Raw genomic sequence first — 22,524 nt, forward strand, 5'->3', positions numbered from 1 at the left:
AAAGATTTCGCCCGTGCAGCACCGCGCCTCGATCGGCTTCGTCTTCGCCATCGTGCTGATCGACATGCTGGGGTTCGGGATCGTCATCCCGGTGCTGCCGGGCCTGATCATGCACCTGGCGAAAGTGCCGATCACGACCGCAGCCGAATATGCCGGCTGGCTCGGCGCGGGCTACGCCGCGATGCAGTTCGTGTTCGCGCCGATCATCGGCAACCTGTCCGACCGGTTCGGGCGGCGGCCGGTGCTGCTCGCCTCGATCCTCGCGCTCGCCTGCGACTACCTGATCCAGGCGCTGGCGCCGACGATGGGCTGGCTGGTGCTCGGCCGCATCATCGCCGGGATCACCGGGGCGAGCTTCTCGGCCGCCTATGCCTATATCGCCGACGTCACCCCGCCCGAGAAGCGCGCGGCGAGCTTCGGGATGATGGGCATGGCCTTTGGCATCGGCTTCGTCGTCGGCCCGGCGATCGGGGGACTGCTCGGCGCGATCAACCCGCGCTATCCCTTTGCCTTCGCCGGCGCGATGGCGCTGGCCAACTTCCTGTTCGGCCTGGTCTTCCTCAGGGAATCCCTCGTGCCCGAGAACCGCCGACCGTTCGACTGGCGCAAGGCCAACGCGCTCGCCTCGCTCCAGGCGCTGCGCAAGCAGAACGGCGCGGTGCTGTGGTTCGTCGCGGCGCTGGGGGTGTGGCAGCTGGCGCATATCGTCTATCCCTCGACCTGGTCGTACTTCGCCATCGCCGCCTACGGCTTCACCACGCAGCAGGTCGGGATCGGGCTCGCCCTCGTCGGATTCTCGAGCGCGCTGGTTCAGGGCGTGGGCCTGCGCCTGCTGCTGCCGAAGCTGGGCGAGCGGCGCGCGGTGGTGCTCGGCATCGCCGGGGTCTGCGCGGCGGCGGTGATGTATTCGACCGCGACGCGGCACTGGCAGGTCTGGCTGGCGATCGCGGTGGGGGCCTTGCAGGGCTTCATCCAGCCGTCGATCGCAGGCCTCAACAGCCGCGCGATCGACGCGCGCAGCCAGGGCGAGCTGCAGGGCGCGGTGCAGTCGATCGGCTCGATCGCGGCGATCTTCGGCCCCGTGCTCTATACCCAGGCGCTGGCGCGGTTCAGCGGTCCCGATGCGATCGTGCACCTGCCGGGAATGCCGCTGCTGATCTCGGCGGCGATTTCGCTGGTCGCGCTCGCGTTGTTCCTGAAGGGCGCGGGCGTGCTGGCGCGCGAGCCTCAGCTTTCCAGCTCGACGTCCCAGTAGAGCCAGTCGCGCCAGCTTTCGTGGAGGTGATTGGGCGGGAAGGCCCGGCCCTTCTCCTGCAATTGCCAGGTGGTCGGGCGGATCGGCTCCTCGAACAGGTGCATGTGCGCCTGCGCGGGCGTGCGGCCGCCCTTCTTGAGGTTGCACGGCGCGCAGGCCGTGGTCACGTTCTCCCAGGTGGTGCGCCCGCCGAGGCGGCGCGGGACGACGTGGTCGAAGGTCAGCAGTTCGGTGCTGCCGCAGTACTGGCACGAGAACTTGTCGCGCAGGAAAAGGTTGAAGCGGGTGAAGGCGGGAAACTCGTTCGGCCGCACGTACTGGCGCAGCGCGATGACCGAGGGGATCTTCATGTCGAGCGACGGGCTGTGCACCGCCTGGTCGTAGGTCGCGATGATGTCGACCCGTTCGAGGAACACCGCCTTGATCGCGGTCTGCCACGGCCACAGGCTGAGCGGATAGTAGCTCAGCGGGGTGTAGTCGGCGTTGAGCACGAGCGCCGGGCAATCGTCGAGATGACGCGAATTCCGGCCGGAAAACAGATGGGCGGCGGCATCGCCGCTGTGGGGCCTGGCCGAAGCCGCCCGCTCGATCAGCGCCTTATGAAGCATGCTCCGGTCCGGCCCTTACGCATCGCCAATTGCCTCCTGACGCGGAGGAAATGGGGACCTTGCGTGACCGCTTCGTGACGCATGCGATGGAAGGAACACGCTTGCGACTCCGGCGTCAAGCCCGCTGCGACGAGGCGGCGCGCAGCTATCCACAGCCGCGCGCCGCCACACCGGGTCACTGCGCCAGCGTGCGCACCAGTTCGGTCAGGTAGGCGCGGCCGGTGAGCAGCGACTTCACCTCGACCCGTTCGTTGAGGCCGTGCAGGCCATTGCCGTCGGGATCGAGCCAGACGCCGGGAACGCCGTAGGTCGGGATGCCGACCGCGCCCATGTAGACGCCGTCGGTCGCGCCGGTGAGCATCGTCGGGACGACCGTGACCCCGGGGAAGTACTTCGCCGCGATCTTTTCGACCGGGCCGACGATTGCCGGGTCGAGCGGCGGCGACTTGGCGATCGGCTTGTCCTTGACGCGCTGTTCGATGGTGATCGCCGGGTTGCCGATCGCCTTGGCGAGCGCGGCCTGCGTCTCGTCGGCCGTGCGGCCGGGGAACATGCGGCAATTGACGTTGGCGGTGGCGCGCTGCGGCAGTGCGTTGAGCGCGTGGCCGGCGTCGACCAGCGTCGCCACGCACGAGGTGTGCAGCATCGAGGCGAGCATCTTGTCCTGCTGGACGATCGCGAGCGCCGCCGTATCGGCCGGATTGGCCGCCAGCGCGATCATCGCCTTGCCCACCGCATCGCCGCGCAACGCACCGATCCGGGTGAAGAAAGCGCGGGTGGTGTCGTTGAATTCGACCGGGAACTGGTAGTCGCGGATCTTGAGCAGGCCTTCGGACAGGTCGTAGATCGCGTTTTCGCGCACCGGTTGCGAGCTGTGGCCGCCGGGGTTGGTCGCGGTCAGGGTGAAGTCCTGGTAGGCCTTTTCGCCGACCTGGAACGACAGCCCCTCGAGCTTGCCACCCTTCGAGACCGGCGTGCCGTTGGTGCGCCCGCCGCCGCCTTCGTTGAGGGCGAAGGCCGCGTCGATCAGTTCGCGGCGGTTCTTGGCGAGCCATTCGGCGCCGTTGAACGCGCCCGAGGTTTCCTCGCCGCAGGTCAGCGCGAGCTTGATCGTACGCTTGGGCTTGAACCCTTCCTTGGCGAACCGGGCCATGATGTCGGTCCAGATCGCGGCCTGCGCCTTGTCGTCGACGGTGCCGCGGCCGTAGAAGTAGCCGTCTTCCTCGATCAGCGTGAACGGATCGCGGGTCCAGTCCTCACGCCGCGCCTCGACCACGTCGACGTGCGCCAGCAACAGCATCGGCTTGAGCGACTTCGACGTGCCGGGCAGGACCGCGACGAGCCCGCCTTCCTTGGGATGCTCGGGCGTCGCGAACAGGGTCAGCTGGCTGTCGGCAAAGCCCGCTGCGCGCAGCCGCGCCGCCATCCGCTCGGCCGCGAGCGTGCAGCTGCCCGACGAGAGCGTGGTGTTGGTCTCGACCAGTTCCTTGTAGGTGGCGCGGAAGGCCTGCTCGCCGGTGTCGACGCCGGGCGGCGGCGGCGGGATGGCGATGGCGGGCGCGGCGGCGCAGAGCGCCACGATGGCGCCGGCGGTTGCGGACAAAAGTTTGCGGATCAAGGCGATACCCCCTGTTTTCCCGGCTGCTTCCGGTTTCGGATGAATCTTTCCACCACCTTTCGCGAACGAGGGGAAGGGCTTCTTTGCGCGGCGCGCGCAGGCGACCTTCCGAAAGCTGCCCACGCTGTGCAAAACGGGCCGGATTTGCTTGGGATTTCGCGCCCGAATGCCTATGTGCGATGCATGGCCAGCACCAACGAAAACACCCCCAACACCAACTCCTATGGCGCGGACGCGATCAAGGTCCTCAAGGGTCTCGACGCGGTGCGCAAGCGCCCGGGCATGTACATCGGCGACACCGACGACGGCTCGGGCCTGCACCACATGGTGTTCGAGGTCTCGGACAACGCGATCGACGAGGCTTTGGCGGGGCACTGCGACCTTGTGCTGATCGAACTGAACCCCGACGGATCGGTCTCGGTCGAGGACAACGGCCGCGGCATTCCCACCGGCATCCACCCCGAGGAAGGCGTTTCGGCGGCCGAGGTCATCATGACCCAGCTCCACGCCGGCGGAAAGTTCGAGAACACCAGCGACGACAATGCCTACAAGGTTTCGGGCGGCCTGCATGGCGTGGGCGTCTCGGTGGTCAACGCCCTGTCCGAATGGCTGGAGCTGACGATCTGGCGCGACGGGCAGGAGCACTGGATGAAGTTCGCCCACGGCGACGCCGTGGCGCCGCTCGCGGTGCGGGGCCCGGCGCCGGACGGCAAGAAGGGCACGCGCGTGACCTTCCTCGCTTCGGACGAGACGTTCAAGAACGTCACCGTCTACGATTTCGACAAGCTCGAGCACCGCTACCGCGAGCTCGCCTTCCTCAATTCGGGCGTGCGCATCCTGCTGCGCGACAAGCGGGGCGAGGAAGTCAAGGAGCACGACCTGTTCTACGAGGGCGGGATCGCCGCCTTCGTGAAGTACCTCGACCGCAACAAGGTGGCGCTGCTGCCCGATCCGATCGCCATTTCGGCGCAGCGCGACGGCATCGGCATCGACGTCGCGCTCGAATGGAACGACAGCTACTACGAAAACGTCCTGTGCTTCACCAACAACATCCCGCAGCGTGACGGCGGCACGCACCTCGCCGCGTTCCGCGCCGCGCTGACGCGCACGCTCAACGGCTATGCCGAGAAGTCGGGCATGCTCAAGAAGGAGAAGGTCAGCCTTACCGGCGACGACATGCGCGAGGGCCTGACCGCGATCGTCTCGGTAAAGCTGCCCGACCCCAAGTTCTCCTCGCAGACCAAGGACAAGCTGGTCAGCTCCGAAGTGCGCCAGCCGCTCGAGAGCCTGATGGGCGACAAGATGACCGAGTGGCTCGAGGAAAACCCCGCGCATGCCAAGGCGGTGATCCAGAAGATCATCGACGCCGCCGCCGCGCGCGAGGCGGCCAAGCGCGCGCGCGAACTGACCCGCCGCAAGGGCGCAATGGACATCGCCAGCCTGCCCGGCAAGCTCGCCGACTGCCAGGAGCGCGATCCTTCGAAGTGCGAGCTGTTCCTGGTCGAGGGTGATTCGGCAGGCGGCAGCGCCAAGCAGGGCCGCGACCGGCACTACCAGGCGATCCTGCCGCTCAAGGGCAAGATCCTCAACGTCGAGCGCGCGCGCTTCGACCGGATCATTTCGTCCAAGGAAGTCGGCACGCTGATCCAGGCGATGGGCACCGGCATCCGCGACGAGTTCAACCTCGACAAGCTGCGCTACCACAAGATCGTCATCATGACCGACGCCGACGTCGACGGCGCGCACATCCGCACGCTGCTGCTGACCTTCTTCCACCGCCAGCTGCCCGACCTGATCAAGAACGGCCACCTGTTCATCGCCCAGCCGCCGCTCTACAAGGTCGCCAAGGGCCGCAGCGAGGTCTACCTGAAGGACAACGCCGCGCTCGACCGCTACCTGGTCGAGGCCGGGATCGCCGGGCGGATGCTCGAATCCTCGGGCGGCGCGCGCAGCGGCAAGGATCTCGAGGACCTCGTCGAGCACGCGCTGCGCCTGCGCAACCTGATGGGCTTCGTGCCGCGCCGCTACAACAGCGACATCATCGAGGCGCTGGCGCTCGCCGGCGCGCTCGATCCCGATCTCGACGCCGCCGGCCGCGCAGCCGCGCTGGCGCGGACCGCAGCCTGGCTCGACCGCGGCGATCCCGAAGCGAAGTGGCAGGCCGACCTCGGCGAGGAAGGCGGCTATCACATCCAGCGCCTGTGGCGCGGGGTGACCGACCACCACATGATCGAGGCCGGGTTCCTCACCAGCGCCGAAGCGCGCAAGCTGGCGAAGCTCGCCGCCGAGAACGCCGAGGTCTACGCCCAGACCGCACGGCTCGTTCGCCTGACCGCGCAAGTCGAAGCCGAGCCGGTCGAGGCGCCGCAGGCGGCCGAAGGCGAAGCCGAGGAAGCCTCGCTCTCCGCCCCGCGCGCGGCGGCCAAGGAGGGGGACATCACCCGTCCCTCGCAGCTGATCGAGGCGGTCTTCGCCGGCGGGCGCAAGGGCCTGTCGATCCAGCGCTACAAGGGCCTGGGCGAAATGAACGCCGAGCAGCTGTGGGAAACCACGCTCGATCCCAACAACCGCTCGCTGCTGCAGGTCAAGATCGAGGACGCCGACGTCACCGACGAGATCCTGACGCGCCTGATGGGCGACGTGGTCGAGCCGCGCCGCGACTTCATCCAGGAAAACGCGCTCAACGTCGCCAACCTGGACGTGTGATGTCGACCGCGGACATTCCCTGGGACCAGCCGGCGACGATGATCGACCTCGAGGGGCGCACCCCGATCATCGGCACGATCCGTGACTGCGCGCTGCACTTCTCGCTCTACAAGCCGCACGCGAGGGACAACGCGCGCGTGCTGCTGACCGTGCCGGTCCACCGCGAGGGCCGCAAGACGCGGACCTGGCTGCTCGATCCGCCCGAGATCGCCGAGCTGGCCGCACGGCTGGCACGCGAGACCAATTGAGGCGTTCAGCGGTCATTCACGGGGAAAAGGCCCTTGAACGGCACGCGCTTCAACGCTTGCCGCGCGGCTTGCCGGGGTGATAGAGGCGCAGGGCCATTCGGCCATGACGGGTTGTGGCACAACGGGCGCGGGCTTTTCCGGCGCCCTGAACGACAGGATCGACGATAGGATGAGCGCGATGACCGCCAGGACCACGAAGTTGCTTGCCGTGGGCGCGCTTGCGCTGGTGCTGTCGGCCTGCGGTCACAAGGAACGTCCTCGCGCGGACCTCGCCGCGAGCAAGGTGACGACGATCGGCGTCAATGCCTATCTGTGGCGCGCCAGCCTCGAAACGCTGTCGTTCATGCCGCTGGTCCAGACCGACAGCAACGGCGGCGTGATCGTCACCGACTGGTACGCCAACCCCCAGAACCCGGGCGAACGCGTCAAGGTGACGGTCTCGATCCTCGACCAGGACTTGCGCGCCGATGCGCTGCGCGTTGCCGCCAGCCGCCAGGTGGCGCAGGCCGGCGGCTGGATCGACGCGCCGGTGCAGGCGGCGACGGTGCAGAAGCTGGAAGACATCATCCTGACCAAGGCGCGCGACCTGCGCCGCCAGACGATCAAGGGGTAAGCCCGCCGCATCGCGGAGCGTGGCGCGCCGGTGGTTGCGCCGCGCGGCTGCGGTCAATAGAGGGACGCTCCATGACCGCAGAGCGTTTCGATCCGTCCGTCGCCGACATCCGCTGGCAAAAGGCCTGGGACGAGGCCCAGTCCTTCCGCGCCGATTCCGCATCGACCAAGCCGCGCAGCTACGTGCTGGAGATGTTCCCCTATCCTTCGGGGCGCATCCACATCGGCCACGTGCGCAACTACACGATGGGCGACGTGCTCGCGCGCTACAAGCGGATGCGGGGCCACGAAGTGCTCCACCCGATGGGCTGGGACGCCTTCGGGATGCCCGCCGAGAACGCCGCCATGGAAAAGGGCGTCCACCCCGGCGGCTGGACCCGCGACAACATCGCCAACATGAAGGCGCAGTTGAAGCGCCTCGGCTTCGCGCTCGACTGGAGCCGCGAGATCGCGACCTGCGAGCCCGAATACTACGGCCACGAACAGGCGCTGTTCCTCGACCTCCATGCCGCCGGCCTCGTCTATCGCAAGGAATCGACGGTCAACTGGGACCCGGTCGACATGACCGTGCTCGCCAACGAGCAGGTGATCGACGGGCGCGGCTGGCGCTCGGGCGCGCTGGTCGAGAAGCGCAAGCTGAACCAGTGGTTCCTCAAGATCACCGACTTCGCCGACGAGCTGCTCGAAGGCCTCTCGGGCCTCGACAAGTGGCCCGAGAAGGTCCGCACGATGCAGGAGAACTGGATCGGCAAGAGCCAGGGCCTGCAGTTCCGCTTCGACCTGTCGGACGGCGGCAGCGTCGAGGTCTACACCACGCGGCCCGACACGATCTTCGGCGCAAGCTTCGTCGCGGTCGCCGCCGACCATCCGATCGCACAGGCCGTGGCCGCGACTTCGCCCGCGGCACAGGACTTCATCGCGCTGTGCAAGAAGGGCGGCACCACCGCGGCCGAGCTGGAAACGGCCGAGAAGCTGGGATTCGATACCGGCATCACGGCGCGTCACCCGTTCACCGGCGCAGCCCTCCCGGTCTACATCGCGAACTTCGTGCTGATGGAATACGGCACCGGCGCGATCATGGCGGTGCCCGGGCACGACCAGCGCGACTTCGATTTCGCCACCAAGTACGAGCTGCCGATCCTGCGCGTGGTCGCCGCCGATCCCACCGATGCGGCCAAGCCCTTCGCCGGCGAGGCCGAAGCGGGCGACGGGGTGCTGGTCAATTCGGGCTTCCTCGACGGCAAGAGCGTCGCCGAGGCAAAGGCCGCCGTTATCGCCCGCGCCCAGAGCGAAGGCTGGGGCGAAGGCAAAACGGTGTGGCGCCTGCGCGACTGGGGTGTCAGCCGCCAGCGCTACTGGGGCACGCCGATCCCGTTCATCCACTGCGAGGTCTGCGGCGTGGTGCCGGTGCCCAAGAAGCACTTGCCCGTCACCCTGCCCGAGGACGTCAGCTTCGACGTGCCGGGCAATCCGCTCGACCGCCATCCTACGTGGAAGCACGTCGACTGCCCCCAGTGCGGCAAGCCGGCCCGCCGCGAGACCGACACGCTCGACACTTTCGTCGACAGCTCGTGGTACTTCCTGCGCTTCGCCAGCCAGCCCGCCGACCGCCCGTTCGATCCGGAGGAGATCAAGCGCTGGCTGCCGGTAGAGCAGTACATCGGCGGCATCGAGCACGCGATCCTGCACCTGCTCTACGCCCGCTTCTGGACCCGCGCGCTTGCCCGCATCGGCAAGGTCGAGGTGACCGAGCCTTTCGCCAGCCTGTTCACGCAAGGCATGGTGACGCACGAGACCTACGAGCGCCGTAACCCCGAGAACGGCCAGCCGCTGTTCTTCTCGCCTTCCGAAGTGGACCGCACCGGCGAGGGCGCGACGCTCAAGGCCGATGGCGCGCCGGTCGAGATCGGCCGCGTGATCAAGATGTCCAAGTCCAAGAAGAACGTGGTGGACCCGGACGAGATCGTCGCGAAGTACGGCGCCGATGCGATCCGCTGGTTCATGCTTTCGGACAGCCCGCCCGAGCGCGACCTGCCGTGGTCGGAAGCGGGGATCGAGGGCTGCGCGCGCTTCGTCCAGCGTCTGTGGCGGCTGTTCGCGCAGCACGACGCTTCCGCCACGGGCGAGGACAAGGCGCTCGACCGCAAGGTCCACCAGACCGTCCATGCGGTTGCGGCCGACATCGAATCGCTCGGCTTCAACAAGGCGGTGGCGCGGATCTACGAACTGACCGGGGCGACCGAGAAGGCTGCGCCTTCGGCCAGCCGCTCCGCTGCGATCCGCAGCCTGCTGCTGCTGGTCGCGCCGATGATGCCGCACCTCGCCGAAGAGGCCTGGACCGCGTTCGGCGCGGGTCTGATCGCCGACGCCGCCTGGCCCGAGGTCGACCCGGCGCTGCTGGTGGACGACGAGGTGACCGTCGCGGTGCAGGTCAAGGGCAAGCTGCGCGACACCCTGACGGTGCCCAAGGGGCTGGCGAAGGAAGAGCTCGAACGCCTTGCCCTTGCCTCGGACAAAGTGCAGCGTGCGCTCGATGGAGCCGAGGTGAAGAAGGTGATCGTGGTGCCCGACCGGCTGGTCAACGTCGTTGCGTAAGGCGCTCGCCGCCTTCGCCTTGCCGCTCGCCCTGGCGCTGGCGGGCTGCGGCCTCTCGCCGATGTACGCCGGTGGCGGCAGCGGCGAAGTGGCGCGCGCCGCTTCGGCGGTCGAGGTTTCCTCGATCGAGGGCAAATCCGGCTGGCTGGTGCGCAACGCGCTGGTCGACCGGCTCGGCGCCGGGCGCGACGAAGCGCCCCGCTATCGGCTCGACGTGCGACTGGACGAGCGACTGCAGGGCCTCGGTCTCGTCGGCAACGACGCGATCACCCGCGAGCGCCGCACGCTGCGCGCTCGCTACCAGCTGGTCGACACCGCCAGCGGCAGGATCCTGCTCGACGCCACGGCCAAGGCCGACGCCGGGCTCGACGTCGTGCAGAACGAATACGCGGTGATCGCGGCGGAGCAGACCGCGCTCGAGAACCTCAGCCACGAGATTGCCGACCAGATCGTGACGCAGGTCGCCGTCCGCCTGCGCGCGAGGTCGTGAAGGCTACCCAGAAGAATTTCGCCGGCCTCGCGCAGAAGGCGGCGCGCGACTGCCGGCTGTTCTACTTCTGCGGGCCCGACGAAGCCGGCGCCAGCGATGCCGCGGCGAAGATCGCCAGCCTGCTGCCGGCAGGCGAAAAGGTCGAGCTGGCCGGGTCCGACCTGCGCCGCGATCCGGTCCGCCTTGCCGACGAGGCGCGCTCGACCTCGCTGTTCGGCGACAGGCGCCAGATCCACGTGCGCAGCGCGGGCGACGAAGTCCACGATGCGGTCGAAACGCTGCTGGCGAGCCCGGTCGACGGCTGGCCGGTGCTGATCGTCGCGACTTCCGCCACCGACAAGTCGCGCGTCGCCAAGCTGCTGGCCGATCGCGGCGATGCGCTGGTGGTGATGTTCCACCCGCCCGAACTGCGCAGCATCGCCGGGGCGGTCCGCGACTGGGCCGATACGGCGGGCGTGCGGCTCAACAGCGAACTGGCCGAACGGATCGCCCGCTCGACCGCGCTCGACACGCGCATGGCGCGCAGCGAGATCGAGAAGCTCGCGCTCTATCTCGACGCCAGCCCGCAGGCGCCGCGCAGCGCGGACGCCGCCGCGCTCGACGCGGTCTGCGCGCAGAGCGAGGACGACGGCATGTCGTCGCTGGTCAATGCGGTACTCGGCGGCAACACGGCGCGGCTGGCGGGCGAACTGGCGCGGTTCGCCGAACAGGAGATGAACCCGGTCGGCCTGCTGCTGGCGTTCGAGCGGCGCTGCGCCCAGCTGGCGGCGCTGGCCGGCCGGCTGGGCAACCGCTCCGATACGGTCGCCTTCGTCGAGGAGGAGACCGCCGCGCGGCGGATCTTCTTCCGCGACAAGGCCGACATCCTGGTACAGCTCAAGCGCTGGCGCGGGGCCCGCCTCGAACGGCTGGTGGCGCGGCTGGCGGGCCTCCACGCCGCGCTGCTCGCCGACAGCCGCAACGCCCCGCTGATTCTTACCCAGGGGCTGACCGAGATCGCGCGCGCCGCCGCCCGGTGAGACGGCCCGCCCCCGCCGGGGCGACCAGCCGAGCCCGCGTATCTTGCCAACTCGCTACGATGTTGTACCTATTGCAGCGCAGCAAAACCCGAAAAAGGAGGTATGCTGCAGTCCTTCGATAGCCTTTGCGGTTCGAACGGCGTTGACTCGCTCGGAGACAATATACCGATGGCGACGTTGGAAAGTGATCTTGCCGAACACCGCAGGGCTGCAGGGCCGGACGGTGCCCGCCCGCAGCGCCTGAAGCTGCCGCTGGCGCCCTCGCTCGAGCGGCGGCGCCTGCAAAGCTACCTGATGCTGCTCGTCTTCGACGGGCTCGCGTTGACCGCCGGGCTGATGATGACCTCGTACCTCTACCTCGGCTCCCTGTCCGAGGACGGGACCCTCGCGCAGTGGGCGATCATGCTGCCGGTGTACTGGACCGCCGCACTGAGCCTGAAGGCTTATTCCACCGGGTCGCTGATCGCGCTGCGCACGGCGCAGAAACGGGCGCTGCTGGCGCTGCTGGCGGCGTTCACGCTGAGCCTGTTCGTCGCATTCTTCGCCAAGTCGAGCCAGAGCTTCTCTCGCATCAACACCGGGGTCGGCATCGTCGCGAGCGCGGCGCTGCTGATGTGGGTGCGAGCCCTGCTGCAGCCGCTGTTCCGGCTGCGCTGCGGACCGACCGCGGAAAACGTGCTGGTGTTCGACGACGGCGGCACCCCGGTGCGCGTCCCCCACGCTTGGCACATCGATACGCGCGAGCACCGGCTTGCGCCCAATCGCCACGATCCGCACATGCTCGACCGGCTGGGCATGTTCATGGCCAACATGGACCGGGTGCTGGTCAGCTGCCCGCCCGAACGGCGGATGGACTGGGCCTTGGTGTTCAAGGGCTCGAACATCTGCGGCGAGATCATCGAGCCCGAGGTGACCAGCCTCGGCGTGCTCGGCGCGCGACGTGGCCATGGGTTCGGCGCGCTGATCGTGTCGATCGGGCCGCTGGGGCTGCGCAACCGCGTCGCCAAACGCATCATGGACCTCGCCATCGCCGGCGCGGCGTTGCTGTTCCTAGCGCCGCTGCTGCTGGTCGTGGCGGCGATGATCAAGCTCGAGGACCGCGGGCCGGTATTCTTCCTCCAGCAACGCCAGGGTCGCAACAACCGCCTGTTCTGGATCTACAAGTTCCGCTCGATGCGGGTCGAGAAGCTCGATGCATCGGGCGCGCGTTCCGCCAGCAAGGACGACGACCGGATCACCCGCATCGGGCGCTTCATCCGCAGCACCAGCATCGACGAGCTGCCGCAGCTGCTCAATGTCCTGCGCGGCGACATGAGCATCGTCGGCCCGCGCCCGCACGCGATCGGCTCGCTCGCCGGCTCGAAGCGGTTCTGGGAAGTCGACCCGCGCTACCTGCTGCGCCACTCGCTCAAGCCTGGCCTGACCGGCCTTGCCCAGATCCGCGGCCTGCGCGGCGCGACCGATTCGGAGGAGGACCTGACCAACCGGCTCCAGGCCGATCTCGAGTATCTCGACGGCTGGACGGTGTGGCGCGACCTGCGGATCATGCTGGCGACGTTAACCGTCTTGGTTCACGATCGCGCGTTCTGAGCCGAATCGTTGCGATGGCGCGACCGGTCGTTGCAACTGCGAACAGCCTGTGCGTTGTCTCGAATTAGTAACGAAAACGACGTGACGAGACGGCTGTTGCAAGCGCGCAGGAAAATGTTCGCATCCGCAATATCGGTTGAAATTGGATACATCTTCGGTTAAGTAGATACCTGTACGCCGAATCTGGAGGTTGCAGTGAACAAGCTGAACATGATTGCAGTGGCGGGCGGCGCTCTCGCGCTTTGCCTGGCCGGCACCGCCCAGGCGGCCGCGACCCGTTCGGGTGACGCCGTGCCGGCGGTCGCCAAGAAGGCGCCGAAGCGCAGCGTCGCCGCGCTGCGTGGCAAGCGGAGCAACGAATTCGAACTGAGCGCCGGCGTGATCGCCGCTGCCGGTGTGACCACCCTGGCCATCGCCGCGGTGGCCCTGTCGGACAACGGCGACAGCGACGGTTGATCGACTGCCCCGAGCAGTCGTGAACAGCTGACTTTCGGAAACCCCCTTCGCTTCGGAGGGGGTTTCTTATTTCTGCCGCTGGGTTAGGTTCCGCGCCGTGCTCCAGCCATGAAAGACCGCTCACGCCGCATGGATCGCGCCGCTCTTCCCGTCCTTCTGCTTCTGGCCCTTGCTGCGATGCTCGGCGGTGGCGGCACTCCCGCTCCGTTGCTCGAGCTCGTGCTGCAACTCGTCGCGAGCCTGCTGGTCGCGATCTGGGCGGTGCAGATGTCGCGGCGCGGTCGCGCGGTGTCCATTCCCGCGCTGATCATCCTTGCCGCGTTCGTGGCCGTGCCGCTGCTCCAGCTGATCCCCCTGCCGCCCGCGCTGTGGCACCAGTTGCCCGGACGCGCGCCCGAGATCGATGCGCTGCAGCTGATCGGGCGCGAGAACGACTGGCGCCCGCTGTCGATGGCGCCCGATCGCACCCTCGCCTCCTTGCTGGCGAGCCTCCCGCCCTTGTGCCTGCTGGTCATGGTGGCGAGCATGCGCCGCCGCGAGCGGGCGCTGGTCGTCGCGACGACTGCGGCGCTCGGCCTGCTGACGCTGTTCGTCGGCATGCTGCAGGTGCGTGGCGGGCTGCTGCTGTTCTTCGAAAGCGACAGCGTGGTGCTGTCCGGCTTCCAGGCCAACCGCAACACCACCGCCGACGTTCTGCTGGTCAGCCTGATCGCGGGGGCGACCGCGCTGCGCCTGTGGAACGAGGGGCGTCCGCGCCATCGCGGCCCGCTGCTGATCATCGCCGCCACCGCGATGTTCGCGCTGCTGATCGGCACCGGGGTGGTAATGACCGGCTCGCGCACCGGGGTCGCGCTGCTGCTGGTGGCGATCCCTGCCGCGCTGCTGATCGCCTGGTCGCCGAGCCGCGGATCGGTGCGCGGTCCGCTGCTGGCCGGGCTGGCGACGATCGCGGTCGTGCTCGCCGGCGCCGGGGTGGCGCTTGAACGGTCGAACACGGTTGCCGTGACCAAGGTGATGTCGCGCTTCTCCGAAGCCGATACCCGCCGCCCGGAACTGTGGCGCGACACCGGCTACGCGATCCGGCAGAGCTTCCCCTTCGGCACCGGCGTCGGAACCTTCGTCCCCGTCATGCTCGCCGCCGAGCGCCTCGAATTCGTCAACGAAAAGGTGCCCAACCGGGCTCACAACGAATACCTCGAGTTTTCGCTCGAAGCGGGAATCCTCGGCCTCGTGGTCATTGCCGGCCTGTTCCTTTTCGTTGCTGTGACAGCCGTGCGCGAATGGTCGAGGCACCTGCCCTTTTCGCGCGCACAAATTTCATGCGCATGTGCAGCACTGACGATTGTTGCACTGCACTCTATCGTCGACTATCCGTTCCGCTCGATGTCGATGGCCAGCCTCATAGCCGCCATGGTGGCGCTGCTGCTGCCAGCCCCGGAGCGGAAGAGCGAATGAACCCTCTCGTGGAAGCCATTCAGATGCGCCATCTCCGGCATGCCTTCGTCCTTGCCATGACGACGATCCTGGTGGCCGGTTGTTCCGACCGTGCGGTCAATAATCTGCCCGTCGGCCCCGCTGCCTATCAGGCGATCGCCGACCAGGACGGCCGGACCTCGCTCAACGAAGTGCTCCAGGCCGGCGACCGGCTCTCGATCCGCGTCATCGGCGAGCCCGAACTGACCTCAGACCAGTACTACGTCGACGCCAACGGCTTCGTGCAAGTCCCGCTCGCGGGCGAAGTCGCCGCGGCCGGCAAGTCGCCGCGGCAGTTGCGCGAAGACATCGTGGCGCGCCTGTCGAGCCGCTACATCCGCAACCCCGACGTCTCGGTGATCGTCATCGAGACCACCCGCAACACCTATTCGGTCGAAGGCGACGTGCGCGAGCCGGGCGTGTTCGAAGTGGGTCCGGACACCACGCTGCTGACCGCGATGGCCCGCGCCAAGAGCCCGACCAACGTCGCCAAGCTCGACGAGATCATGATCTTCCGCACGGTGAACGGCCAGCACATGGGCGCGCGGTTCGACATCAAGCAGATCCGCGCCGGCAATGCGCCCGACCCGCGGGTGCTGGCCGGCGACATGGTGGTTGTCGGGCATTCGAACGCCAAGGGCATCTGGCGCGACATCCTGACCGCAGCTCCGCTGCTCAACGTCTTCATCCTGCTCAACAGCAACGTTTTCAATTGACCGGAAAGACTGCAGCCTTGTCCGACACCATCACCGCGAATGCCGGCTTCGCCGCTGCCCATCCGGCCCACGGGGCCGACCTATTCGGCGGTGGAGGCCTGCTCGGACGGCCCAGCTTCGACTTGCGCTACATGCTGGCGGTGGCGCGGCGCAATCTCTTCGCGATCGGTGCAATCATAGGCGTGGCGCTGTCGCTGACCGTGATCGCCACGCTGCTGACCACGCCCAAGTACACCGCGACGGCCAAGATCCAGATCAACGATTCGTCGGGCCGCGTCTTCGCCGACGAGGACATGCAGGACGAATCGCTCGGCGCGAGCTGGGACACCGACCGCTTCCTCAAGACCCAGACCGAGGTGATCTCGAGCCGCAGCCTGGCGATGCGGGTGGCGCAGCGGCTGAACCTTGCGGGGAGCCCCGGCTTCTTCGCGGCGCAGGAGGCCAAGGCGCCCGAGGCCGGCACGCCGCTGGCCGAGGCCCAGTCGCGCGCCGCATCGCTCCTTCTCGACGGCCTCAACGTCAACCTGCCGCGCGATTCGCGGGTGGTCTCGATCGAGTTCACCAGCACCGATCCCGAGCTCTCGGCCAAGATCGCCAACGCCTATGTCGACGAATTCATCCAGTCGAACCTGCAGCGCAAGTTCGACAGCTCGTCCTATGCGCGCACCTTCCTCGGCGAGCAGCTGCAGCTGGCCAAGCAGAAGGTCGAGGAATCCGAGCGCGCGCTCAACGCCTATGCCCGCGGCAACGGCCTCATCATCCCGCGCAGCAACGGCGGCAGCGGCGACAAGGACAGCAACGTCGGCAGTTCGGTGACGACCTCGAGCCTGCTCCAGCTGAACGGCGCGGCCAACGATGCGACCGCCAAGCGGATCGCCGCCGAGGGCCGCTGGCGCGCGATCAGCGCGGTGCCGCTGCTTTCGAGCAACGAGGTGCTGACCAACGCGACGATCAATTCGCTGCTGTCGCAGAAGGCCTCGATCGAAGCCTCGCTCAAGGAAGAGCAGAGCCGCCACCTCGACGACTACCCCGCCGTTCTCGCCAAGCGGTCGCAGCTCAAGGCGATCAACGACCAGATCCAGATCACGGCGAGCAACATCAAGAACGCGGTGCGTTCGGATTACGAGGCGGCCAAGCAGGCCGAGCAGAGCCTGACCAGCCAGGTCGCGACGCTCAAGGGCGATACGCTCGCCGAGCAGGACCGCACCGTCCAGTACGGGCTGCTGTCGCGCGATGCCGACACCAACCGGCAGGTCTACGAAGGGCTGCTCGAGCGCTACAAGAAGCTCAACGCGATCGCCGGCGTGAGCCTGTCGAACATCTCGGTGGTCGACCAGGCGCAGGCGCCCGCAGTCCCCTCTTCGCCCCGCCTGCTGCGCAACCTCGTCATCGGGATGATCGCGGGCATCGCACTTGCCGGCATCTTCGTGTTCATCCGCGAGCAGTTCAACGACTCGATCCGCGTGCCCGACGACGTCGAGCAGAAGCTCGAAATGGCGCTGCTCGGCGTGATCCCCGGCGCGCGCGACGACGACCCGGACGCGGCGCTGGCCGATCCCAAGTCGGCCGTCACCGAAGCATACAACTCGTTGCGCGGCTCGCTGATGTATTCGACCAGCGAGGGCCTGCCCAAGGTCATCCAGGTGACCAGCGCGCAGCCCGCCGAAGGCAAGACGACGACGAGCCTCGCCATGGCCACCGGCTTTGCGCGCATGGGACGAACCGTGCTGCTGATCGACGCCGACTTGCGCCGGCCTTCGGTCCACCGCCGCGTCGACGTCTCCAACGAGGCGGGCCTGTCGACGCTGCTGACCTCGCACGCCGACCTTGCCGACATCGCGCTCGCGACGTCGGTGCCCAACCTTTCGGTCCTGCCTTCGGGGCCGGTCCCGCCGAGCCCGACCGAACTGCTCTCGTCGAACCGCCTCGAGGAACTGCTGACCGAAGGCGCCCGCCACTTCGACACGGTGATCGTTGACTCCCCGCCGGTGCTCGGCCTCGCCGACGCGCCGCTGATGTCGGCGCTGGTCGACGGGGTGGTCTTCGTGGTCGAGGCCAACCGCAACCGGCGCGGCTCGCTGCGCGGCGCGATCCGCCGCCTGCGCACGATGCGGCCGATCATCCTCGGCGCGGTGCTGACCAAGTTCGAGGCGACCAAGGCCGGTAACCAGTACTATTCCGACTATTACGGCTACGACTACTATCAGTACGGCAGCTCGTCGGAGAAGGCCGAAGCCTGATGGCCGCGAGCGCCGGTCCATCGCGCCCGGCACGGGGCCTGCTGATCGGCGTCGCCGCCACGGTCTATGCCGCGCTTGCGGTGGTCAGCGGGCTCGACCGGCTGGGCGCCAACGACCCGGTGCTGGCGGGCATGCTGCCCTCGACGCTGCTCGCGCAATCGCTGCGCAACAAGGCCACCAACGCGCAGTCGATCGGCGATACCGACACCGCGCTGCAACTGGCGCGCGAAGCGGTGGCGCGCACGCCGATCGAGCCGGCCAGCACGGCGGTGCTCGGGGCCGCGATCCTCGGCCGCGAGGACGAAGCGGGCGCCGAACGCGTGTTCCGCGCCGCAGCCAAGATGGGCTGGCGCGTTCCGCTGACGCAGCTCTACTGGATGCAGGCCTCGCTTGCGGTCGACGATTTCCCCAACGCCGCCCTGCGCCTCGATGCGCTGCTGCGCCAGACGCCGGGCCTGCTCGCCAACCGCAAGCTGCTCGATCCGCTCGAGCAGAGCCCCGAAGGGCGCAGCGCGCTGGCCGAACGCCTGGTCGAACGGCCGGACTGGCTGACGCCCTACGTCGCCGACGTCTGGAACGTCGCGCCCGAGGTCCTGTCGCTGCGCCGCGACGTGCTGGTCGATCTCGCCACCGACGGCGTGCGCCTCGGCTGCGAGGACATCTCGCCGTTCGTCCAGCGCGAGGTCGCGCTCGCCGACGTGCGCGGCGCGCGGGACGTGTGGCTCGCGCATTGTCCGGGCGCGCGCGCCGGCGCGGTCTACGACGGCGATTTCGCGCGCGCCCAGGTCACGCAGACGCGCGCATCGCTGGCCTGGACCTTCCTCGGCAATGCCGGGATCACCGTGCTCCCCGAGACCGGCCCGCAGCCGGGACGCCACAGCCTCGCCGTCGACGGCAACGTCAGCCGGCCAACCGTGTTCGTCCGCCAGCTCCAGCTCGTCACGCCCGGCCGCTATCGCCTGACCTGGTCAGCGAGGACCGAACAGGGCACGCCCTCGAACCGGGTCGTGGCAGCGTTCGATTGCGGCGGGCCGATCGCCTGGCAGCCGGGCGAAGCGGGCCGCAATGGCGTGCGCAGCGCCGTTCTCGACCACGACGGCAAGTGCGATGCGCCCTGGCTGTCGTTCGCGCTCGCCCCCGGCAGCGGTGCGGTGCATCTGTCGGGTGTGGCGCTGGTCCCCGTGGCCCGCACCGCGCGCTGAAGCTTCCAGAAGGGCAGGCGGGCATCGCGCGCTCCGCCGCGCCGTTCCCTCGCCTGAGAATGGCGCGCCCGGCCCGCAAGCCGGGCGCTGCCGATGCGGTCAGTGCCCGGCTTGCGGGCCGCGTGCAAGGCCCGAGGCGGCGAGCTGGGCGTCGATCATCCCCATCAGCCGATCGAGGCCGTCCTGGCTGTAGCTTTCGGCGCGCGCGACGAGCACGTCCTGCGTGTTCGAGGCGCGCAGCAGCCACCAGCCGTCGGGCGTGTTGACGCGCGCGCCGTCGGTCGCATCGACATCGGCGCCTTCGGCCTCGAGCCGGGCCTTGACCTCGTCGATCACCGCGAACTTGCGGCTCTCGTCGACCTGGAAGCGCAGCTCGGGCGTGTTGATCATCGCCGGCATCGCACCGCGCAGGGCGGTGACCGACTTGCCCAGCCGCGCAGAGGCGGCGATCAGGCGAATCGCGGCGTAGAGCGCGTCGTCGAAGCCGTAGTACCGGTGCGCGAAGAACACGTGGCCGCTCATCTCCCCGGCCAGCGGGCTGCCAGTCTCCTTCATTTTGGATTTGATCAGCGAGTGGCCGGTCTTCCACATCAGCGGCTTGCCGCCAAGCTCCGCGACGCGGTCGAACAGCGCGCGGCTTGCCTTGACGTCGGCGATAATCGTCGAGCCGGGCTCCATCGCGAGCAGGTCCTCGGCATAGATCATCAGCAACTGGTCGCCCCAGATGATGCGGCCCTCGCCATCGATCGCGCCGATGCGGTCGCCGTCGCCGTCGAAAGCAACTCCGAAGTCGAGCCGACCATCCGCGACAGCCTGCCGCAGATCGACGAGGTTCTTCTCCTCGGTAGGATCGGGATGATGATTGGGAAAATTGCCATCCACTTCGGTGAACAGCAGGGTGTGCTTGCCCGGCAGTCGCGCGGTCAGCTTCTCGACGACGGGGCCGGCGGCGCCGTTGCCGCAATCCCACGCGATCGACAGGGCGTCGAGGACCGCGGGATCGATGCCTTCGAGCCCCTGGAGGAGCCGTTCGACATACTCGTCCATGATGTCGACGGTCTCGTGGGTCCCGTTGCCCGAGGTCCAGTCCCCCGCCTCAGCGAGCGCGCCGAGATCGAGTATGTCTGGGCCGAAGAACGGACGCCCTTCAAATACCATCTTGAAGCCATTGTAATTGGCGGGATTGTGGCTGCCGGTTATCTGAATGCCGCCATCTACCTGCTCAAGTGACGCCGCTGCATAGTAGAGCATCGGCGTCGGCCCCATGCCGACCCGCACGACATCCACGCCACTGGCATTGAGTCCTTCGACGAGCGCGTGCTCGAGGATCGGCGAGCTGACACGGCCGTCGTAGCCGACCGCCACGCGCTTGCCGCCGGCGCGCACGATGCGGCTGCCGAAGCCGCGACCGATCGCGCGGGCGTCATCCGGGCCGAGCGTTTCGCCGATGATCCCGCGGATGTCGTATTCGCGCAGGACGGTTGGGTGGAACTTGTGGGTCATGAAGGACGTGTCCCCTCTTGGTCGGCATCCCTCGCCGAGGAGCCGGCGCGGGACTGGATGATGGTCTCGGCACAGCGGGCTTGTCACCTGCTGCTTCGCTCTCCCAGTCGGCCGAGCAGGATATCCCGCGCGGCATTGGCTTCGTGCACCGCTTCTGCCGTCCCGCCGCGATCGGGATGGACCCGCGCGATCAGCCGGCGATGGGCATCGATGATTTCTTCGCGACTTGCCGCCGCCGCTACCCCCAAAAGATTGCGGGCGCGTTGCTCGCCTTCGGAACTTGCGCTGGGCGAACGAGCACCGCCGCCGACCAGTTCCCACGGCCAGCGGCCCGCCAGCATGCGCACCGCGACGCTGGCGAGGAACGCGATCCACAGAAGCTTGATCATGCCACCCCGTCGGCTTCCGCCGGGACCGGCGGGGCGGCGGGCGCGGCGGGCGTGGGCAGGTTGAGCCCGGCGACCAGCGTGCGCAGTTCCTGGCGCGCCACGAGGTGGCTGGTGCCGAGCTCGCCGAGGTGGCCCTTGTCGAGCAGGGTCAGCCCGCTCGGGAACAGCTCGCGATAGATCACGCGCTCGGACAGGCCGCTGGCGATGCGGAAGCCGACGCGCTTGCTCAGCTCGGTCAGCGCCTGGTCGATGCGGCGCTGGTTGCGCGCTTCGGTATAGCCGGTGCGGTTGCGCACCACGACCCAGTCCATCTCGCGCCGCGCATCCTGGATCGTGGCCATCGCGCGCTTCTTGCGCGCTTCCCAGATCAGCTCGGCGTAGAACGACAGGCGGCGCACCTTGAACGTCTCGGCATCGACCTGGCCGATCAGGTCGAAATCGACGAAGCTGTCGTTGAGCGGCGTCACCAGCGTGTCGGCCCGTGTCGCCACATGGCGCGCGAGCGGATCGTCGCGGCCGGGCGTGTCGAACACGATGAAGTCGTGCGCTGCGCCGAGCTGTTCGGACAGGTCGTCGAGCCCGGCGACGCTGTCGTGCCCGTAGACGCCGAAGCTGGCGCTGGGCAACGCGATGCCGCGGCGGCGCATCGTCTCGGCGCGGTTCTCGAAGTAGCGGTGCATCGTCCGCTGCCGGGCGTCGAGATCGATGGTGGCGACCCTGGCCCCCTGGTAGGCCAGCGCCACGGCGACGTGCACCGCGGTCGTCGACTTGCCGGTTCCGCCCTTTTCGTTGGCGAAAACGATGCGGTGGGGTCCGTTTGACAAGGCTGCGGCTCTCTTTTCTATAGGCGGCGAATTGGCGAAGGGCGGCCTTTCGCCGATGGCACCGTGCGCCCGGGACGTCCGATCGCAAGGTCCCGGACGGATTAAAGGAGAGCCTTCGCTCGTGCAAACCATCAATCGGCTCGAACCGCTGCGCGAGGCGGTCGACGCGCTACGAATCGGGGGAAAAACGCTCGGATTCGTGCCCACCATGGGCGCGCTCCACGAAGGCCACCTGACCCTGGTGCGCGAGGCCCGGCGCCATGCCGACCACGTAGCGGTGTCGATCTTCGTCAACCCGCGCCAGTTCGGCCCGAACGAGGACCTCGATGCCTATCCGCGCCAGCTCGCCGCCGATGCCGCGCTGCTGGAAGGCGAAGGAGTCGACCTGCTGTGGGCGCCCACGGTCGATGTCATGTACCCGCAGGGCTATGCCACCAACGTCTCGGTCGCCGGGCTCGACGGCGTGCTGTGCGGCGCGGCCCGGCCCGGCCACTTCGACGGCGTCGCCACGGTGGTGTGCAAGCTGTTCAACCAGGTGCGCCCCGACATCGCGCTGTTCGGCGAGAAGGACTGGCAGCAGCTGGCGATCATCCGCCGCATGGCGCGCGATCTCGATCTCAGCCAGCCGCACGTCGACCGGATCCTCGGCGTGCCGACGGTGCGCGAGGCCGATGGCCTGGCGATGAGCAGCCGCAACCGCTACCTCTCCTCGACCGAGCGGGACCAGGCGGCGGGCCTCAACCGCGCGATGCGCAAGGCGATCGACGCGATCCTTGCAAGCCATTCCGCCGCCGCCGCGCTCGCGACGTTGCGCGACGAGGTGCTGGCGAGCGGATTCCGGTCGATCGACTATGCCGACCTGCGCGATGCCGAAACGCTCGAAACGCTCGAGCGCTACGACGGCCGGCCGGCGCGCCTGCTGGTCGCGGCGCGGATCGGCACGGCCCGGCTGATCGACAACATGGCGGTCGGCTGACCCT

General features: G+C 68.3%; 19 protein-coding genes. 14 read left to right on the top strand and 5 right to left on the bottom strand.

The annotated features are described in order from the left end of the window. Positions 1-13 precede the first annotated feature (13 nt). On the top strand, positions 14-1,255 hold the full coding sequence (locus K3A85_RS13010) for a TCR/Tet family MFS transporter (RefSeq protein WP_225206953.1): 1,242 nt from the start codon (positions 14-16) through the stop codon (positions 1,253-1,255). Here K3A85_RS13010 and K3A85_RS13015 read toward each other — a convergent pair. Beyond that, positions 1,228-1,863, bottom strand: coding sequence for an HNH endonuclease (locus tag K3A85_RS13015; RefSeq protein WP_225206954.1), 636 nt, complete (start codon positions 1,861-1,863; stop codon positions 1,228-1,230). The two genes, K3A85_RS13010 and K3A85_RS13015, sit on opposite strands and share 28 nt — an antisense overlap. 175 nt (positions 1,864-2,038) lie before the next feature. Continuing rightward, entirely contained in the window at positions 2,039-3,466 is a 1,428-nt protein-coding gene (locus K3A85_RS13020; RefSeq protein WP_225206955.1) for a M20/M25/M40 family metallo-hydrolase, read from the bottom strand. 198 nt (positions 3,467-3,664) lie between these two features. On the opposite strand from K3A85_RS13020, the gene gyrB reads away from it, so the two are divergent. The 12 genes from gyrB (at position 3,665) to K3A85_RS13080 (ending at position 18,828) form a co-directional block, all read left to right on the top strand. Further along, the gene (gyrB, locus tag K3A85_RS13025) at positions 3,665-6,187 is read left to right on the top strand and encodes a DNA topoisomerase (ATP-hydrolyzing) subunit B (protein ID WP_225206956.1); all 2,523 of its coding nucleotides are present in this window, start codon (positions 3,665-3,667) and stop codon (positions 6,185-6,187) included. Beyond that, the gene (locus K3A85_RS13030) at positions 6,187-6,435 is read left to right on the top strand and encodes a hypothetical protein (protein ID WP_225206957.1); all 249 of its coding nucleotides are present in this window, start codon (positions 6,187-6,189) and stop codon (positions 6,433-6,435) included. The genes gyrB and K3A85_RS13030 overlap by 1 nt, the downstream gene beginning before the upstream one ends. A gap of 178 nt (positions 6,436-6,613) precedes the next feature. Continuing rightward, the gene (locus K3A85_RS13035; RefSeq protein WP_225207355.1) at positions 6,614-7,048 is read left to right on the top strand and encodes a DUF3576 domain-containing protein; all 435 of its coding nucleotides are present in this window, start codon (positions 6,614-6,616) and stop codon (positions 7,046-7,048) included. 71 nt (positions 7,049-7,119) lie between these two features. Beyond that, complete coding sequence (gene leuS, locus K3A85_RS13040) at positions 7,120-9,642, top strand: leucine--tRNA ligase (protein ID WP_225206958.1); 2,523 nt, start codon at positions 7,120-7,122, stop codon at positions 9,640-9,642. 61 nt (positions 9,643-9,703) lie between these two features. After that, positions 9,704-10,132, top strand: coding sequence for an LPS assembly lipoprotein LptE (gene lptE / locus K3A85_RS13045; RefSeq protein WP_404822956.1), 429 nt, complete (start codon positions 9,704-9,706; stop codon positions 10,130-10,132). Next, a complete protein-coding gene (holA, locus tag K3A85_RS13050; protein WP_225206960.1) occupies positions 10,129-11,151 on the top strand; it encodes a DNA polymerase III subunit delta in 1,023 nt (340 codons plus the stop codon). Before lptE ends, holA begins: the two co-directional genes overlap by 4 nt. Before the next feature lie 168 nt (positions 11,152-11,319). After that, entirely contained in the window at positions 11,320-12,741 is a 1,422-nt protein-coding gene (locus tag K3A85_RS13055; RefSeq protein ID WP_225206961.1) for a sugar transferase, read from the top strand. A gap of 195 nt (positions 12,742-12,936) precedes the next feature. Further along, positions 12,937-13,197, top strand: coding sequence for a hypothetical protein (locus tag K3A85_RS13060; protein WP_225206962.1), 261 nt, complete (start codon positions 12,937-12,939; stop codon positions 13,195-13,197). A gap of 108 nt (positions 13,198-13,305) precedes the next feature. After that, a complete protein-coding gene (locus K3A85_RS13065; RefSeq protein ID WP_225206963.1) occupies positions 13,306-14,652 on the top strand; it encodes an O-antigen ligase family protein in 1,347 nt (448 codons plus the stop codon). Between the two features lie 56 nt (positions 14,653-14,708). Next, complete coding sequence (locus K3A85_RS13070) at positions 14,709-15,386, top strand: polysaccharide biosynthesis/export family protein (RefSeq protein ID WP_225206964.1); 678 nt, start codon at positions 14,709-14,711, stop codon at positions 15,384-15,386. Between the two features lie 17 nt (positions 15,387-15,403). Then, positions 15,404-17,626 carry a GumC family protein gene (locus K3A85_RS13075; protein WP_225206965.1) on the top strand — a complete coding sequence of 741 codons (2,223 nt, stop codon included), beginning with the start codon at positions 15,404-15,406 and terminating at the stop codon, positions 17,624-17,626. Continuing rightward, complete coding sequence (locus K3A85_RS13080; protein WP_225206966.1) at positions 17,626-18,828, top strand: tetratricopeptide repeat protein; 1,203 nt, start codon at positions 17,626-17,628, stop codon at positions 18,826-18,828. The genes K3A85_RS13075 and K3A85_RS13080 overlap by 1 nt, the downstream gene beginning before the upstream one ends. Positions 18,829-18,927: 99 nt before the next feature. On the opposite strand, the gene pgmG is transcribed toward K3A85_RS13080, so the two are convergent. The 3 genes from pgmG to K3A85_RS13095 form a co-directional block, all read right to left on the bottom strand. Beyond that, positions 18,928-20,331: a phosphoglucomutase/phosphomannomutase PgmG gene (gene pgmG / locus K3A85_RS13085; protein ID WP_225206967.1), complete on the bottom strand. Its 1,404-nt coding sequence runs from the start codon at positions 20,329-20,331 to the stop codon at positions 18,928-18,930. A gap of 83 nt (positions 20,332-20,414) precedes the next feature. Then, positions 20,415-20,720: a J domain-containing protein gene (locus K3A85_RS13090; RefSeq protein ID WP_225206968.1), complete on the bottom strand. Its 306-nt coding sequence runs from the start codon at positions 20,718-20,720 to the stop codon at positions 20,415-20,417. Then, complete coding sequence (locus tag K3A85_RS13095) at positions 20,717-21,544, bottom strand: division plane positioning ATPase MipZ (protein ID WP_225206969.1); 828 nt, start codon at positions 21,542-21,544, stop codon at positions 20,717-20,719. The genes K3A85_RS13090 and K3A85_RS13095 overlap by 4 nt, the downstream gene beginning before the upstream one ends. Before the next feature lie 121 nt (positions 21,545-21,665). Between K3A85_RS13095 and panC the strand changes: the two genes are divergently transcribed. Continuing rightward, positions 21,666-22,520, top strand: coding sequence for a pantoate--beta-alanine ligase (gene panC, locus K3A85_RS13100; protein WP_225206970.1), 855 nt, complete (start codon positions 21,666-21,668; stop codon positions 22,518-22,520). Positions 22,521-22,524 lie beyond the last annotated feature (4 nt).

It is taken from the genome of Novosphingobium huizhouense (assembly GCF_020179475.1).
Taxonomy (GTDB): Bacteria; Pseudomonadota; Alphaproteobacteria; order Sphingomonadales; family Sphingomonadaceae; genus Novosphingobium; species Novosphingobium huizhouense.

Excerpts from the sequence above, each read along its gene's own strand:
- K3A85_RS13015 (WP_225206954.1), bottom strand. The coding sequence starts at position 1,863 with ATGCTTCATAAGGCGCTGATCGAGCGGGCGGCTTCGGCCAGGCCCCAC.
- gyrB (WP_225206956.1), top strand. The coding sequence starts at position 3,665 with ATGGCCAGCACCAACGAAAACACCCCCAACACCAACTCCTATGGCGCG.
- K3A85_RS13030 (WP_225206957.1), top strand. The coding sequence starts at position 6,187 with ATGTCGACCGCGGACATTCCCTGGGACCAGCCGGCGACGATGATCGAC.
- K3A85_RS13035 (WP_225207355.1), top strand. The coding sequence starts at position 6,614 with ATGACCGCCAGGACCACGAAGTTGCTTGCCGTGGGCGCGCTTGCGCTG.
- leuS (WP_225206958.1), top strand. The coding sequence starts at position 7,120 with ATGACCGCAGAGCGTTTCGATCCGTCCGTCGCCGACATCCGCTGGCAA.
- lptE (WP_404822956.1), top strand. The coding sequence starts at position 9,704 with ATGTACGCCGGTGGCGGCAGCGGCGAAGTGGCGCGCGCCGCTTCGGCG.
- K3A85_RS13055 (WP_225206961.1), top strand. The coding sequence starts at position 11,320 with ATGGCGACGTTGGAAAGTGATCTTGCCGAACACCGCAGGGCTGCAGGG.
- K3A85_RS13065 (WP_225206963.1), top strand. The coding sequence starts at position 13,306 with ATGAAAGACCGCTCACGCCGCATGGATCGCGCCGCTCTTCCCGTCCTT.
- K3A85_RS13070 (WP_225206964.1), top strand. The coding sequence starts at position 14,709 with ATGACGACGATCCTGGTGGCCGGTTGTTCCGACCGTGCGGTCAATAAT.
- K3A85_RS13080 (WP_225206966.1), top strand. The coding sequence starts at position 17,626 with ATGGCCGCGAGCGCCGGTCCATCGCGCCCGGCACGGGGCCTGCTGATC.
- pgmG (WP_225206967.1), bottom strand. The coding sequence starts at position 20,331 with ATGACCCACAAGTTCCACCCAACCGTCCTGCGCGAATACGACATCCGC.
- K3A85_RS13090 (WP_225206968.1), bottom strand. The coding sequence starts at position 20,720 with ATGATCAAGCTTCTGTGGATCGCGTTCCTCGCCAGCGTCGCGGTGCGC.